The sequence below is a fragment of the Chelativorans petroleitrophicus genome (assembly GCF_025398195.1).
In the GTDB taxonomy this organism is placed as follows: Bacteria; Pseudomonadota; Alphaproteobacteria; order Rhizobiales; family Rhizobiaceae; genus Chelativorans; species Chelativorans petroleitrophicus.
The window spans coordinates 29,092-42,720 of record NZ_JAODNV010000023.1 but is presented as its reverse complement, the minus strand read 5'-3'; the positions used below and the strand labels follow the sequence as shown (position 1 = coordinate 42,720).

Here is a 13,629-nt window from a genome sequence, read left to right as displayed (position 1 = left end):
CGCTGCGGCAAGCTGATCCGGCACAGTCCGGAAGGCACGGCGATCGCATAAGCTACACCACCTCTCGGGACATCATCCGATGTTGCATCGGCCTCACGCGTAAATTTTGTTCCGATCTATGATGCAGCGCCGGATACCTAAACCTCTTCGATATCCTCGCAACGGAACAAATACGGGTGGTCAAGCCGTCCGTTTAAGATTCTGCCCGGCAGAAATCGGCTTTATCTGCATTTTAACTAATATTGAGCAGTATCACCGACGCCGTTCTACATGGGGGTAGGTGGAATGACTGACATTTCTGACGAACTACCGAGGGAGGGGCGGTTTCATCGCTTGCAAAGATATCTTCGGCTTGCGGCTCTGATCGCCTCGCCGGCGATCTGTGTCACATGCGCCATGGCCGTCGGGTATTTTGCCCATGGCGTGATCAATGCCAAACCGGCTCCTGATGTTTCCAAGCTGGCCGTCTCGATCCTGAAGTCGGACAACGCGTCACCGGAAATGCAGGACTGGGCTTTCGAGGCGCTCGGTATTCACACTGAGGCTCCGCTGGCGGTGGGCAGCATCAAGCCGGCGCGGTGATATGCGTATCACAAAAGTTGTACCTACGCTTGGCAACTGGCGCAGGTACCTTCATGGCATGAGCGCGTTCTCAGCGCTTCAGGTGGATTGTCACCCAGCCCTCGCGGGAGTAGGTGGTGATGTGGCGGAAGCGCTGCGCGCCATAGGCGGCGAGGACGGCGCGCCGCTGACGCTCCAGGATGCCTGAGAGGATGAGAGAGCCGCCGGGCGCCAGATGGTGGGCCATTGCCGGTGCCATCTTCATGAGCGGCCGGGCCAGAATATTGGCCACGATCAGGTCGAACGGCTTCCGGTGTCCGAAGACCGGGTGATGGAAGCCGGGTGCCGTAACCGTTTTCACCCATGCCCCGGCCATGTTCAGGAGCACGTTCCAGCTGGCGACACGCACCGCCACGGGATCGATATCCGTGGCCAAAACCGGGATGCGGGCGAGGCGAGCGATCGCGATGGCCAGAACCGCACTGCCTGTGCCGAGATCTAGGGCGTTTCTCGGGCGCTCGGCCTTGAGCAGGCGCGCGATCATTTCCAGACAGCCCGCCGTGGTGCCATGGTGGCCCGTGCCGAAGGCTAGGCCAGCCTCGATCTCGATGCCGATCTCGCCTGCGCGTTTGCAGCCGTGTTCGTGGGCGCCATGGATAAGAAATCGTCCGGCTCGCACGGCATGAAGGCCCTGCAGGGAATGGGCAACCCAGTCGATGTCCGGCAGCGTCTCGCGCCCGATGGCTGGCAGGCCTTCAAGGCCGGCCAGAACATGTTTCATGCGCGCTTCGACGGCATCGGGCGTCTCGCTCGCGTAAAGGGAGACTTCATGCAGATCGCGCTCTTCGTCGATCGCGAAAACGGCCAGAGGGAATCCGTCGTCTTCAAAGGCGGATTCCAGAAGCTGATAGGCCTGGCGGGCAAGCGCGCCCGAGCATTGGAGATAAAATCGCGTCTGGGGCATCGCGCAGAAAGCGGCCGATGGAAAGATTCAGCCCTCTCTTATCAGCCGGCGCAGTTTTGCGATAGCCGTATCGGGGTTTTCCTGATGCGAGATGGTGCCGAAGAAACCGCCGTCGCGGTCAAGCAGGATGACCGAGGCGGTGTGATCCATCGTGTAGTCGCCGTCCTCCAGTTCGACCTTGCGCGCGAAGATATTGAAGTCCTTGATCATTTTCGCTACCTTCTGCGGATCGCCCGTTATCCCCGTGATCCGCTCGGAGAAATTTCCCAGATAGGTCTTCATCACCTCGGGCGTGTCCCGCTCCGGATCGACGGTAACGAAGAAGGCGCGCAGGTCCTCGCCTTCCTCGCCTAGCGTCTCGAACCAACCTTCCATCTCGAAAAGCGTGGTGGGGCAAACGTCGGGACAATGTGTGAAGCCGAAGAAGAGGGCGGTCGGATGCCCCCGGAAGGCCGCTTCTGTTATGGGCTCGCCGGTGTGGTCCGTAAGCTCGAACGGGGCGCCATAGGCTCCTCCCGCTTTACCGGCATTGTACCAGTCAAAGGCAATCCAGCCGAACCCGGCGGCCATGAGAAGGATTATGCCGACAAGAATGTAGCGCATCATGGGAGGCAATCGGAAAGCGGGAGGATCAGAGGCACCAGGCAAGCCCTGCCTCGACAAGCGAAAGGAAAAGGGCTGCTCCCTTGTCCATCCACATGGCCAGACCTAGCCCGCCAATCACCGCAAGCGAAAGCGCCGCGGCGGCAAAGGCGAGCATGAGCGGCTGATTGGCGGGCGCCGGTTTCATGCCGCGAAGGATACTCCGCCGCCGCTGCCGATTAAAGATACAAACTGTCGCAAGAATGTCAGCCGGCTTGCTCTTCCACGCGGCGGCCGCATAGAGAAGGCCATGGAGGACTTGCGTTTCACCAATCCCGAGCCACGCATCCACCCTACGGCGGAGCTGAAGTCGTGCCGGCTGGGCCGCTATACCGCGATTGCGGAGCGCGTGATCCTGCGCGAGGTGAAGGTAGGGGACTTCACCTATTTCGAGCGCAATGCCGAAGGCATTTACGCGGAGATCGGTAAGTTCTGCTCGATCGCGGCGAACACGCGCATCAATGCGCTGGAGCATCCGATGGAGCGCGCGACGACCCATAAGGTGAGCTACCGGCCGAACGAATATTTCCGCTATCGCGGCGTGGACGAGGCTTTCCGGGAAAGACGCCGGGCGAAGCGGGTGACGATCGGCAATGACGTGTGGATCGGCCACGGCGCCGTGATCATGCCGGGTGTAACGGTAGGCGACGGTGCGGTTGTCGGCGCCAATGCCGTGGTGACGCGGGACGTCGCGCCTTACATGATCGTTGCCGGTATACCGGCGCATGTCATCCGGCCCCGCTTTCCGCAGCCGGTTGCCGAAGGCCTGCAGGCACTCGGCTGGTGGGACTGGCCGCTCGGAAAGCTTTTCGAGGCATTGCCGGATATTCAGACGCTTTCGGCCGAGGATTTCCTGCGCAAATGGGCCGGAAGCTGACGGCCGCTTACCAGCTGAAAGCCCCGGAATCGGCCAGATGCACGTAAGGCGTGAGCTGCGATATTCTCTACACTTTAAATAGCAATTAAACTGATGTTATTGACTTTAGCCTCACTTATATATCCCTATGCAAGCAGCTTACCGTATCGTGACCGCCGGCGCGGCTGTAAGTTGGGGCGAAATCCATGCAAAAACAATTTCAGGAACTGAAGCAGCAGCTCAGCGAACTTTCCGAGACAATCAACAAGTTCGAGTCCGAGGCAGTGCAGCTTCGCATAATCGAGCTGTTGTTCAAACAGGCAGGCGGTCTGCAATTCGGTGAGCCCGATGAAGCCGCCTATGAAGCCGGCCCCGGCCGCGCCACGCGCCCCGCGCGCACCAGCCGGCCGCGCTCCGCCGCGACAGCCAAGCAACGTAAACGCGATGAGGTTCCGAGCGCGAGCGGCGCGGTCGCGGCTCTTTCCGGGCTGGTGGACAGCGGCTTCTTCAACCAGAAGCGCACGATCGGGGACATCGTGAAGAAGTGCCAGGAAGACTTCAACGTGCGCTACAAGTCCAACGCGTTTTCCGGGCCGCTGTCACGATATGCCAAGAAGGGCGTTCTGAAGCGCGAGAAGAACGCGGACGGCAACTACGTTTATTTCAAGTAACGCCGCCGGCTATTCGGCTCTGCCGCTTTCCCGCTTGATGGCCTCCAGAACATGGAGCCTGAGCGCTGACGACAGATTTGTCCCCTGAGGCCGCGCCCCATCCACCTCGGCGACGAGAGCCGCAAGCGTGATGCCGCGGGCGCGCGCGAGGCGCTCAAGCTCCGTCAGGAAGGGCTCCTCGATCGAGAAGCTGGTGCGATGGCCGCGTATGGCGACCGAACGCTTTTTTGGGCCGGTCATGGCCGCGTCTTGTCTCCGGCCGGAGCGGAGCGGAGATGGCGGTCGAGCCGTGCCTTCTCAAGCGCCCGCTCAAGATGCTCCGTCTCGCGCTCGGCGCGCGTGCGGCCATAGCGGCGGCGGTTTTCCTCCGCGCGGCGTTCCTTTTCGGCCCTGGCTTTCTGCTTGCGCCTCAAGCGCAGATTGACGACCTCGCCCACGGCTACTTCTTGCGGAAGGCGTCAAGCGAGACGACGTCTGCGCCCTTTGACCCTCGGTTCCCGTCTGCGGAGCTTTTCTCCGAGGGGGCCTCTTTCCTGGCCGGAGGCGCCGCCTCGGTTGCCGCGCTGGCGCTGGCCTCGTGGGTCCGTTCCGCCTCCGCCTGCTGCGGCGCCTCCGTATCCAGAAATTCAAGTTCGAAATTCACCGCCGGATCGTAGAAGCCGCGCACGGCCGAGAAGGGTATTTCCAGCTTTTCCGGAACGTCCGAGAAGGACAGCACCACCTCGAAGCCTTTCTCGTCCACTTTCAGGTCCCAGTATTGATACTGGAGGACAATCGTCATCTGTTCAGGATAGCGCTCCTTAAGCCGGCTGGAAATGCGCACGCCAGGTGCTCCCGTCCGGAAGGTGATGAAGAAATGATGGTTGCCCGGCAGACCGGTCTGCGCAACTTCCTGAAGCACCTTGCGCATGACACCGCGCAAGGCCTCCTGGGCAAGTATGTCGTATCGAATGCGGTCCTCGGGCATGGGCGTCTTGGACGGTTCTGAATCGACGGTAATTTTGCCGCATAGCTCTACTGAAGGTTAGCGCAGGCGTAAACCGATAAAGGGCAAAAAGAAAATGGATTTTCCTGCGGGCAGGCGTTCTTTGCGATTGCGGCTGACGCCGTGGATCGCGAACGGCTGGAGGCCGGAAGGCCTGTCGGGCAGTTAAATTGCGGAAAGCATAACAAAAAAAGTGGAGGCTTCCGCTTAAAACGGCAATTCCGCTTGAAAATCAAGAAGATGCGTTTTTCAGCGGAAACCCGGAAAAGCAGGAACGGGCGCAGAACAAACCGGCCGACTGTAAAACGGAAATTGCTGCCCGCTGGTTGGCAGGCGAGACCAACCCGCCGCGCCCGATCGTGCCCAACCTGCGCGAGCGCTTCTCGCTAACGGCAAAAGAGGCCTGCGACGCCATCCGACTCGCCAATGAGTTCCGGAGGGCAGGGTAATGACCGTGCGACCTCGCTTCGACAATGTTGGCGACTGGCTTGCCGCAAAGCCCCAAGGCCACTTTGTGGTGGAACGCTGGGGCAGGGGAACCGCTATCACTATTCACCGCGTCGGCTGCGCGGTTGAAACGATCCTCTGCGAGTCACCGGGCGAGGCGAACCGTATTCGGCAAAGCCTGTCAGACGAGGGGCTGTGCGGCTACGTAGCGGGAGGAGTCGCATGACCCGCCGCCGCGACAGGCGCGAATCTCGTGCGCTCAGATACCTGACACAGAAGGGATGCGCGAGCGCCCTCGACCTTGGCACTGCCGCTGTGGCTGGTGAGACGCGAGGAGCTCGGCTCCGAGATCGGGAATGGCTTGGCCTGAAAATCGGAATGCACTTCGTCAAGCGCGGGTTCGCCCGCGTAGATCGGTTCAACAGATTTGAGTGGATACCGCCTGCAAGATAGGCGGTGCCACGACATAGCCCAGCCCGTCTGTCGGGACTCGTGCTCAGCGGCTAGCCAGGCCGTTGGGGAACACGAAGGCAAAACGCACTTAGATACGTCGCGGGATACCGCCGTCCAAGGATGGGGAAGTTCCCCCGTGGCGACATGTCGGACGGTTTGGCATGTCGTCTTAGCCCGCCAGTTGTGATGCACCGGTAGCGCGAACAGGCTGACCCTCGCGCGCGCCTCGATGGACATATGTCCCCCAGAGGCAATCCGGCAAACCGCTCATGCTTTAGGCTCCATACGCCCGGCTCCGTCGAGCATGACAGTCCCCCTTCCCAAGCGGAGGGGGACGTATGCCTTCACCACCGCCCTCACCATCGAGCATGTCCCCAGCGGCGTGAGCCGAAGTGAGCGAGCCCCGAAGCGAGCGAACGAAGGCGGGAAGGAAGAAAAAAAAAGGATATGGCGGCATTGATTGCAGAAGTTTGCGCAAACGGCTATCTTTACGCAAGAAGTTTGCATGAAACCGGAGCGCCACGCATGGCTGAGCCCGTCACCCTCGAGGAGCTGAAAGCATTTGCCCGCGTCGACTTTGATGATGATGACGCCACGCTGACCACGATGCTTGCGGCGGCGGTGGAATTCATCGAGCAGGCGACGGGCAAGAGCTATTCCGATGCCGATGTGCCGGAAAAAGCGAAAATCGCCGTCATGTCGCTGGCAACACATTGGTACGAACAGCGTGAGCCTGTCGTGATCGACGCATCCGTTGCCAACGTTCCCCTGCATGTTCGCAGCCTGATTGCCCAGCTTCGCGGTGGCGTTCTGGAGCCTTGCGAGGAAACCACGGAATGACCAGTCGGGAGCCATATCGCGCGCAGCGGATCGGCAATCTTCGGGAGCATGTGACCCTTCTGGAGCGAGTCGAGGAAAGCGACGGGCAGGGCGGCACGACCGTGACATGGCATGAGATTGGCCCAATCGCCGCCCGTGTCGAGCCACTGAAGGGCGAGGAGCGCGTCATAGCCGGGCGCCTGGCGAGCCCTTATGACGTGGCAGTGCATATCCGCTATCGCGATGATGTTCGCACCGGGTGGCGTCTGGTCTACCGTGGCGAGACCCTGGACATCACATCCCTGCGCAATCTCGATGAGCGAAAGCGGTTCCTGACTATAGATTGCACAGGTGGCGCATGACGCGCTTCTACGATACGGCGCGCTGGCAGAAATGCAGGCGCATGCAGCTTAGCCGTTCGCCTATGTGCGAAGCATGTCTCACCAAGCCAGCGAAGCATGTTGATCACATCGTGCCTGTCTCGCGCGGCGGTGACATATGGAAGTCGTCAAACTGGCAATCGCTCTGCCAGGATTGTCATAACGCCAAGACGGCAGCCGAGCGCACCGGGCGGACGTGGACGCCACCAAAACACCGAGGCTGCTTTCCGGATGGATCGCCACGTGATCCAGCGCACCCATGGTACACCGGCGGGGGGCGTTCGATCACGGCATCGCCTGCTCTCACACCGGCGCGCGACCCTCAAAATTCAATTAGTTACCAAAAGTGACTGTCGGTTATGGGACTTCGAGGACCAGGGGCGAGGGCGAAGAAGAACGCGGCGGCGAAAACCCGCGCTCGCAAGCTGCCGTGGGAAAAGCGCGGGCTTTCCCGTGCTGAACGCGTGATTGCTTTCCTCGAATTTCTGCCAATAACAAAAGGAATCCTTGCCGGGCAGAAGATGAAGCTTCTCCCGAATCAGCGTGAGTTCGTGGAGAACGTCTACGGGCGGCTCGACGAGAACGGGCGGCGGAAGATAAGGCTTGCGATCAAGAGCGAACCTCGTGGAAACGGGAAAACCGGCCTGATCGCCGGGCTTTGCCTATGTCACCTCCTCGGGCCGGAAAGCGAGCCGAGAGGAGAGATTTATTCGGCGGCAATTGACAAGAAGCAAGCCGCGCTTCTGTTCGCGGAAATGGCGGCCATCATTGAGGCCGTCCCTGAGTTCGACGCTCGCACAAACGTCATACGCTTCCATAAGCAAATCGAGGTTCTAGAAGGTCCCGGCAAAGGCTCGATCTACGAGGCGTTGTCAGCGGACGTTCGGCGCGGGCACGGTCTTGCGCCCTCGCTGTGGGTTTATGACGAGTACGCCCAAGTTAAGACAGATGAGCTTTTCGATAACCTCCAGACGGCTCAAGGCAAAAGGAAGGAAAGCCTTGGCATCGTCATCTCGACCCAGGCCGCCACGGATCAGCATCCCTTGTCGGTGCTCATAGATGACGCACTGAAGGGCGCGGATTCAAGCACGTACATCCAACTCACCGCCGCGCCAGAGGGGTGCGATCCATTCGACGAGGCGCTATGGCAGGCCGTAAACCCGGCATGGGGAATCTTCCTCGACGAGACGGAATTTCGCGCTCAGGCAGAGCGGGCAAAGCGCGTCCCGTCATTCCTGCCGAGGTTCATGAACCTTCGCCTCAATATGCGCATAGAGGCCGAGGAACGGTTTCTTGCGGCGACTGACTGGCGAGCGTGTGCCGCTGAGATCGACGTCGAGGGCCTCAAGGGCAAGCGCTGCTTCCTGGGCCTTGATCTATCCTCAACCACGGACTTGACGGCGCTGGCAGCGTTCTTTCCCGATACCGGCGACCTGCTCACGTGGTTCTGGAAACCCGCCGAAGGACTCGACGAGGCCGAGAGGCTGGATCATGTCCCGTATCGAACATGGGTGCGGCAGGGCTTTATTCAGGCCACGCCGGGCCGCGCCATAGACAAGGCTTTCGTGGCGCACCGCATAGGCGGGATCGTCACCGCCTATGACGTGCAGGGTTGCGCCTACGACCGCTGGGGCATGGGCGAGCTTCAGCGCATCCTTGCCGACGAAGGCATCAACCTCGATCTGATCCCATGGGGGCAGGGCTTTCAGGATATGAGTCCCGCGCTCGACGCGCTGGAAAAGCTTGTTCTGCAAAAGGAACTTCGCCACCCGAAGAACCCGGTGCTCGACTGGTGTGTGTCCAATGCCGTGGCCGTCATGAATCCGGCAGGCGGGCGGAAGCTGGACAAAGCCAAGAGCACGGGCCGAATTGATGGCCTTCAGGCAACCGCTATGGCCGTCGGCCTTGCTTCCCGAACGCCTCCGAAGAAACAATCGGTGTACCGCTCTCGGGGCGTCTTTTCCGTGGACGTAGCGGCCTGAAGCAGAGCCACAAAGGTTACCGAGGTTACCAAGGTTACCGCTTAATGGCTTAGGCGGTAACTTTTGCCGCCTCCCCAACCTATTGTTTTCCTTAGCTTTCTTCTGAAAGGTTACCGAGGTTACCGCTTTGGCGATGCAGCGCGAGGCGGGCTGCTTCCCCTGCACGACGCAACATTCTTGCGCTATATGACTTGATAACGTAAGATTATTGCGCGACAATGCGCACTACCGGTTATTTCGTGCACGAAAGAGGAAAGAGACGCATGAAAGTTCACGAGCTTCAGGAGAAACGAGCGGCGGCGGTTGCCGAGATGCGCCGGATTGCCGACCAGGTGGAAGCCGAGTCGCGCGACTACACGGCAGAGGAAGAGAAGCGGCACGGCGAGCTCAAGGCCGAGATCACCGCGCTGGACGCTAAGATTCAGCGCGCAAAGGACGTTCAGGAGGCCGAGCGTTCCGCACCCGCCATCATCTCGGGCAATGGCAAGGACGGCGCCTTCGAGGACCGCGCACGAGAGTTTTCGATCACCACCGCCATCCGCGCAGCCATGGGCGAGCGTGTCGACGATGGCCGGGAACGCGAACTGTCTGCCGAGCTTCAGCGCCGCACGGGCCGCAGCTTCTCCGGCATCGCGGTACCTGATGAAGTTTTCCTGGCGGAAAAGCGGACGCTGACGGTTGGCGATTCCGGATCGCCTGGCGCGGCCTTCTCCCTGGCGCCGACTGTCCATCGCGGTGACCTGTTCATTGACATGCGCCGCAGCGCCATGGTTACGGGCCGCCTGGGCGCGACCGTGCTGGACGGGCTTGTGGGCACCATTGAAATCCCGAAACAGACTGGATCCAGCGCCGCCTACTGGGTGGCCGAAGAGGGAGACATTACCTCATCCGATGCGACGTTCTCGGACGTTACGCTTTCGCCTCACACCGTTGCGGCCATGACTTCGTTCAGCCGTCGCACGATGCTCAATGCCGTCCCGTCGGTTGAGCAGATTGTTCGCCGCGATCTTGCCGCCGTGGTCGCCCGTGCTGTTGACGCTGCGGCGCTCATGGGTTCCGGCTCAAACAATATTCCTACCGGCATCATCAACACCTCGAACGTTCACGCCTTATCGCTCGGTACGCCTTCCTGGGCCGAGGTGCTGGACTTCATCGCCAGCATCGAAAGCGCCGACGCCGACATCGGATCGATGGGTTGGGCCATGACGCCGAAGGCGGTTGCCAAGCTTCGCGCCACGCTGAAGGTGGACGAGGACGCGGGCGCCGGGTTCCTGATGAACGAACCGGGCAATCTCGCCGGTTATGCCGCCGTCACGACCACCGCGCTGCCCGATGTGGACGGCGATGAGGCGGACAATTCCACCGTCATTTTCGGGGCATGGTCGCAGCTTCTTATCGGACGCTGGACGGGCATTGACCTCCTCGTCAACCCCTACGACTCAACGGCCTACGCCAAGGGCCGCGTCATGGTGAGGGCGATGCAGGACGTGGACATTGCAGTCCGGCATCCGGAAAGCTTTGCCTACGCGGATGACCTTCCCGTGGGTTCGGAGGGTTCGGAGTAAGAGCGTGGAGCGCCGGGCATCACTCGAATTGCGGGCCAAGGGGCGGCGCCTGGAGGGCTATGCGGCCCTCTATGGCGTCGACACGCGCATTTCCGACTTCACCGAAGTCATCCTGCCCGGCGCCTTTACCGACACGCTGCGCGAAGGCAGGGACGTGCTTGCCCTTGCTGACCACGATCCCAAGGCGGTTCTGGCGCGGACGCGCTCAGGGACGCTCAGGCTATCAGAGGACAGCCGAGGCCTTCACTTCGACCTCGACGTGCCGAACACGTCAATTGGCCGGGACCTCCTCGAACTCGCCGAGAGGGGCGACATTGGTGGCATGTCATTCGGGTTCACTGTTCGGGACAAGGGCGAGCGCTGGACCGATAACCGGCGAGAGCTCCGGGCCGTCAACCTTCACGAGATCAGCATTGTGTCCGCATGGCCGGCGTATGAGGGCACGACCGTGCAGGCAAGGCGGCGGCCCACAGTCGCGCCTCGCCTCATTGCCGCCCGCCGCTGGATGGAGAGCTGCTGAAAATGGGCATCATTGACCGCTTCCTGGGCCGCAGGGAAACCCGTGCGGCTCCGACCTCCTGGGACCTTCTTGGGCAACTTGGCTTCCCGACCCTCACGGGCGGCCTCGTCTCGCCTGCCGTGGTGGAGGGCAATGCCGCTGCCTTCAGCGCCATCACCATCATCAGTGAAGCCGTGGCGATGCTGCCGCTCCTGGTCTATCGGAAGGAAGCCGGGGGCGTGCGCGAAGCCGAGGCGAGCCATCCCGTCGCCAGGCTCTTCACCGAGGCGCCCAATGAGCTTCAGACACCTGCCGAGTTCATCGCCACCATGCAGGCAAACTGCCTTCTTCATGGCTATGCGGTTGCCGAGATCGAGCGGAACGGCAATGGGCATCCTGCGGCCATATGGCCTATCCATCCGGGGCAGGTGAGCCTTGAACGCATTCCCGGCACCCGCCGCATTCGCTTTGAAGTTTCCGACGAGGTGGGAACCCGGCGCCTGCTACCGGGCGAGGTGTTCATTCTTCGTGACCGTTGGGACGATCCTTTCACGCCTCGCTCCCGGCTCGACAGGGCGCGTGAGGCCCTGGGCGGTGCCGTTGCGACAGAGCGATTCGCAGCCGCTACGTGGCGCAATGGAGCGCGGCTGAGCGGCATCGTGACTCATCCTGAACAGATCGGGCCGGAAGCAGCAAAGACGCTCCGGGAGAGCTTGCAAGCCCTGTATGGCGGTAGCGAGAACGCGGGAAAGATTGGCGTTCTTGAAGAGGGCATGCAGTGGAAAGAGGTTTCCGCCACGCCGCATGACGCCGAACTGTCAGAAGCCCGCCGCCTGGCCGTGCTTGAGGTTGCCAGAATCTTCAACATCCCCGCGCCGCTTCTGAATGAGCTTTCCAACGCGAACTATTCGAACGTTGTGGAGATGAGGCGCCAGTTTGCCGCTGGAACCGTGCAGCCCTGGTTGGTGCGATGGGAGCAAGCCATCATGCGCGACCTCTTCAGCGAGGCCGGACGGCGCAGCCACGAAGTGGAGTTCGATACCGATCTTCTGGTGAGGGCCGACATCTTGACCCGCTTCCAGGCGTACAGGATAGGGCGGGAAGTGGGCGTCTATTCGGCCAACGATCTCCGGCGATTCGAGAACCTGAACCCGCGCACCGATGCAGAGGCTGACGCGTACCTGAGCCCGCTCAACATGAACAGGGAGCAAACCGGCGCGCCGAAGGAGTGAGGCTGATGCTCTCCCGGTTGCCCTGGACACCGAAGCCCGAAACGGAGCGGAAGCGGAAAAAGCTACGCATCACCAAGGACAAGCGCCGCCTTCTGGTGGAAGCGGCAGCGCTTATTCTCGCAGAGGGCACACCGACGAAATTCGCCTTGGAGGCCGATTGCCGCCATGGCCTTCGCCAACATCTCTGCCTGGAAGGCTGGGGCTGGCACGAGGCCGAAACCGCAGCGAAAGAGATCGTCGACGCGGCCTTGAATCGCATCGGGGCGTATCGGCCTTCATGGAAGGAAGGCCAGCCTGAATACACCCAAGACGGCGTTGTGGTGTTCGAGCGCACACGCTGCATACGCTGCGGCTGGAAGCTGCCCGATGGACATCACAAATACTGTTCATCCATCTGTGCGAAGAACCACCAAGCCGCGATTTCCCGGCTCCATGAGCGCGAGGCAATGAACGCTCGCGTTCGCGCCTGGTACGCCGCTTGGTCCGCGAAGCAGCCCGAACAGCCATGCGAGCAGTGCGGCCAAAAGTTCCGCCCTTCCCGGCCTGGAAGGCGCTTTTGCAGCAAAGTCTGCGCAAATCGGCACAATTCAGCGATGACGAGGCGGCCATGCTGACGCTGCATGAACCCGGATGGTGCGAGCAGTGCGGCAAGCGCCTGCCGGACTTGAGGCACTGGCGGCGGATATTCTGTGATCGGAAGTGCCTGAACGACTACTTCAACGGCCTGACGGCGAAAGCCCGAGCGGAAGAGCGCGCCAGGCTCAAGTGTGTGGTCTGCGGCGAGCCGATCACGGGCGCCAAGCGGAGCCATCAGAAATATTGCAGCGAGCGGTGTCGGCAGAAGCGGAGGCGGACCTGCACTTGACAAAATATCATCAGCGGAGCATATTTGCGTAAAGTGCTCATAAGAGGCCATTCCAATGAACGCCTTAATGGACAGGAAATTGCGGTTTTCGGACGTGGCCTATGCGATCGACGCTACGCCGAAGTCGCTCAGGAACTGGCTTCAGCGTAAGCAGGTTAGCCTCACGACTTCTGAGGGTTCGGGCTGGCGTGAGTTCAACCTTGCTGATGTCGCCATATTGGCGCTCGTGCGCCAGATGGTTGATTTTGGCTTAACCGTCGAAGAAGCAAGCGATTTCGCCAATGTGATCATCATGGGGCACCGCGTCACTTATGACCCGAACGCCACGCACTTTGCCCACGCGGTCCGATTTGTTGGCGAGCGGCTTTTGCTTTGGCGCTCCCAAGGCGAATGGCTAATGCGCATCGTCGATGCTGACGAAATGAAGCCTGGAGAATATCCCGACGCCTATATTTCGATTGCTCTGAGCCCTGTTGTGGCGAGGGCAGTTCAGCGCGCTTTGTTGGGCTCCGAATTAGACGATTGGTCTGCCGAAGAGGAAGCAAGCCTCACTGCCGCTCTTGAAAAGCTTATTATCACGATCAAGGACGCCGCTTCGTCCAGCGAAGAGGGCGACGAATGATTTTTTCGCCCGCCTCTTTCCACACCCCTGATCACCTGCCGCACCATGTCGGCATGAAGCTGATTGACGGTCAAGAACGGCGAGCC

19 protein-coding genes are annotated in these 13,629 nt (G+C 60.9%); 13 read left to right on the top strand and 6 right to left on the bottom strand.

Going from position 1 to position 13,629, the window contains the following annotated elements:
• The first annotated feature begins 333 nt into the window (after positions 1-333).
• A complete protein-coding gene (locus tag NYR54_RS17505) occupies positions 334-582 on the top strand; it encodes a hypothetical protein (protein WP_261517010.1) in 249 nt (82 codons plus the stop codon).
• Positions 583-652: 70 nt separating this feature from the next.
• Here the strand turns inward: NYR54_RS17505 and NYR54_RS17500 are convergent, their stop codons facing one another.
• The 3 genes from NYR54_RS17500 to NYR54_RS17490 are packed head-to-tail and all read right to left on the bottom strand — an operon-like array spanning position 653 to position 2,315.
• Entirely contained in the window at positions 653-1,525 is an 873-nt protein-coding gene (locus NYR54_RS17500; RefSeq protein WP_261517009.1) for a 50S ribosomal protein L11 methyltransferase, read from the bottom strand.
• Positions 1,526-1,552: 27 nt separating this feature from the next.
• On the bottom strand, positions 1,553-2,131 hold the full coding sequence (locus NYR54_RS17495) for an SCO family protein (RefSeq protein WP_279327585.1): 579 nt from the start codon (positions 2,129-2,131) through the stop codon (positions 1,553-1,555).
• A gap of 25 nt (positions 2,132-2,156) precedes the next feature.
• The gene (locus tag NYR54_RS17490; RefSeq protein WP_261517008.1) at positions 2,157-2,315 is read right to left on the bottom strand and encodes a hypothetical protein; all 159 of its coding nucleotides are present in this window, start codon (positions 2,313-2,315) and stop codon (positions 2,157-2,159) included.
• 102 nt (positions 2,316-2,417) lie between these two features.
• Here NYR54_RS17490 and NYR54_RS17485 point away from each other — a divergent pair, with 102 nt between their 5' ends.
• Both NYR54_RS17485 and NYR54_RS17480 read left to right on the top strand, forming a co-directional pair.
• The gene (locus NYR54_RS17485) at positions 2,418-3,044 is read left to right on the top strand and encodes a DapH/DapD/GlmU-related protein (RefSeq protein WP_261517007.1); all 627 of its coding nucleotides are present in this window, start codon (positions 2,418-2,420) and stop codon (positions 3,042-3,044) included.
• Positions 3,045-3,229: 185 nt separating this feature from the next.
• A complete protein-coding gene (locus NYR54_RS17480) occupies positions 3,230-3,694 on the top strand; it encodes a hypothetical protein (protein WP_261517006.1) in 465 nt (154 codons plus the stop codon).
• A 9-nt stretch (positions 3,695-3,703) separates the two neighbouring features.
• Here NYR54_RS17480 and NYR54_RS17475 read toward each other — a convergent pair whose 3' ends face one another.
• From NYR54_RS17475 to NYR54_RS17465, 3 genes are read right to left on the bottom strand one after another with little or no spacing between them, the layout of a single operon-like run.
• Positions 3,704-3,934, bottom strand: a complete 231-nt coding sequence (locus NYR54_RS17475; RefSeq protein ID WP_261517005.1) for a ribbon-helix-helix domain-containing protein — start codon at positions 3,932-3,934, stop codon at positions 3,704-3,706.
• The gene (locus NYR54_RS17470) at positions 3,931-4,131 is read right to left on the bottom strand and encodes a DUF4169 family protein (protein ID WP_261517004.1); all 201 of its coding nucleotides are present in this window, start codon (positions 4,129-4,131) and stop codon (positions 3,931-3,933) included. The genes NYR54_RS17475 and NYR54_RS17470 overlap by 4 nt, the downstream gene beginning before the upstream one ends.
• Before the next feature lie 2 nt (positions 4,132-4,133).
• A complete protein-coding gene (locus NYR54_RS17465) occupies positions 4,134-4,661 on the bottom strand; it encodes an SspB family protein (RefSeq protein ID WP_261517003.1) in 528 nt (175 codons plus the stop codon).
• 466 nt (positions 4,662-5,127) lie between these two features.
• Here NYR54_RS17465 and NYR54_RS17460 point away from each other — a divergent pair, with 466 nt between their 5' ends.
• The 10 genes from NYR54_RS17460 (at position 5,128) to NYR54_RS17420 (ending at position 13,543) form a co-directional block, all read left to right on the top strand.
• Positions 5,128-5,352, top strand: coding sequence for a hypothetical protein (locus tag NYR54_RS17460; protein ID WP_261517002.1), 225 nt, complete (start codon positions 5,128-5,130; stop codon positions 5,350-5,352).
• A gap of 752 nt (positions 5,353-6,104) precedes the next feature.
• Positions 6,105-6,419, top strand: coding sequence for a head-tail connector protein (locus NYR54_RS17455; RefSeq protein ID WP_261517001.1), 315 nt, complete (start codon positions 6,105-6,107; stop codon positions 6,417-6,419).
• A complete protein-coding gene (locus NYR54_RS17450; protein WP_261517000.1) occupies positions 6,416-6,760 on the top strand; it encodes a phage head closure protein in 345 nt (114 codons plus the stop codon). The genes NYR54_RS17455 and NYR54_RS17450 overlap by 4 nt, the downstream gene beginning before the upstream one ends.
• Positions 6,757-7,128 carry an HNH endonuclease gene (locus NYR54_RS19380; RefSeq protein ID WP_423738638.1) on the top strand — a complete coding sequence of 124 codons (372 nt, stop codon included), beginning with the start codon at positions 6,757-6,759 and terminating at the stop codon, positions 7,126-7,128. The genes NYR54_RS17450 and NYR54_RS19380 overlap by 4 nt, the downstream gene beginning before the upstream one ends.
• Before the next feature lie 171 nt (positions 7,129-7,299).
• Complete coding sequence (locus tag NYR54_RS17445) at positions 7,300-8,760, top strand: terminase large subunit (RefSeq protein ID WP_261516999.1); 1,461 nt, start codon at positions 7,300-7,302, stop codon at positions 8,758-8,760.
• 263 nt (positions 8,761-9,023) lie between these two features.
• Positions 9,024-10,325, top strand: coding sequence for a phage major capsid protein (locus NYR54_RS17440; protein WP_261516998.1), 1,302 nt, complete (start codon positions 9,024-9,026; stop codon positions 10,323-10,325).
• A gap of 4 nt (positions 10,326-10,329) precedes the next feature.
• The gene (locus tag NYR54_RS17435; protein ID WP_261516997.1) at positions 10,330-10,845 is read left to right on the top strand and encodes an HK97 family phage prohead protease; all 516 of its coding nucleotides are present in this window, start codon (positions 10,330-10,332) and stop codon (positions 10,843-10,845) included.
• 2 nt (positions 10,846-10,847) lie between these two features.
• Positions 10,848-12,056 carry a phage portal protein gene (locus NYR54_RS17430; RefSeq protein WP_261516996.1) on the top strand — a complete coding sequence of 403 codons (1,209 nt, stop codon included), beginning with the start codon at positions 10,848-10,850 and terminating at the stop codon, positions 12,054-12,056.
• Positions 12,057-12,534: 478 nt separating this feature from the next.
• Positions 12,535-12,921: a hypothetical protein gene (locus NYR54_RS17425; protein WP_261516995.1), complete on the top strand. Its 387-nt coding sequence runs from the start codon at positions 12,535-12,537 to the stop codon at positions 12,919-12,921.
• A gap of 55 nt (positions 12,922-12,976) precedes the next feature.
• A complete protein-coding gene (locus NYR54_RS17420) occupies positions 12,977-13,543 on the top strand; it encodes a MerR family transcriptional regulator (protein WP_261516994.1) in 567 nt (188 codons plus the stop codon).
• Positions 13,544-13,629 lie beyond the last annotated feature (86 nt).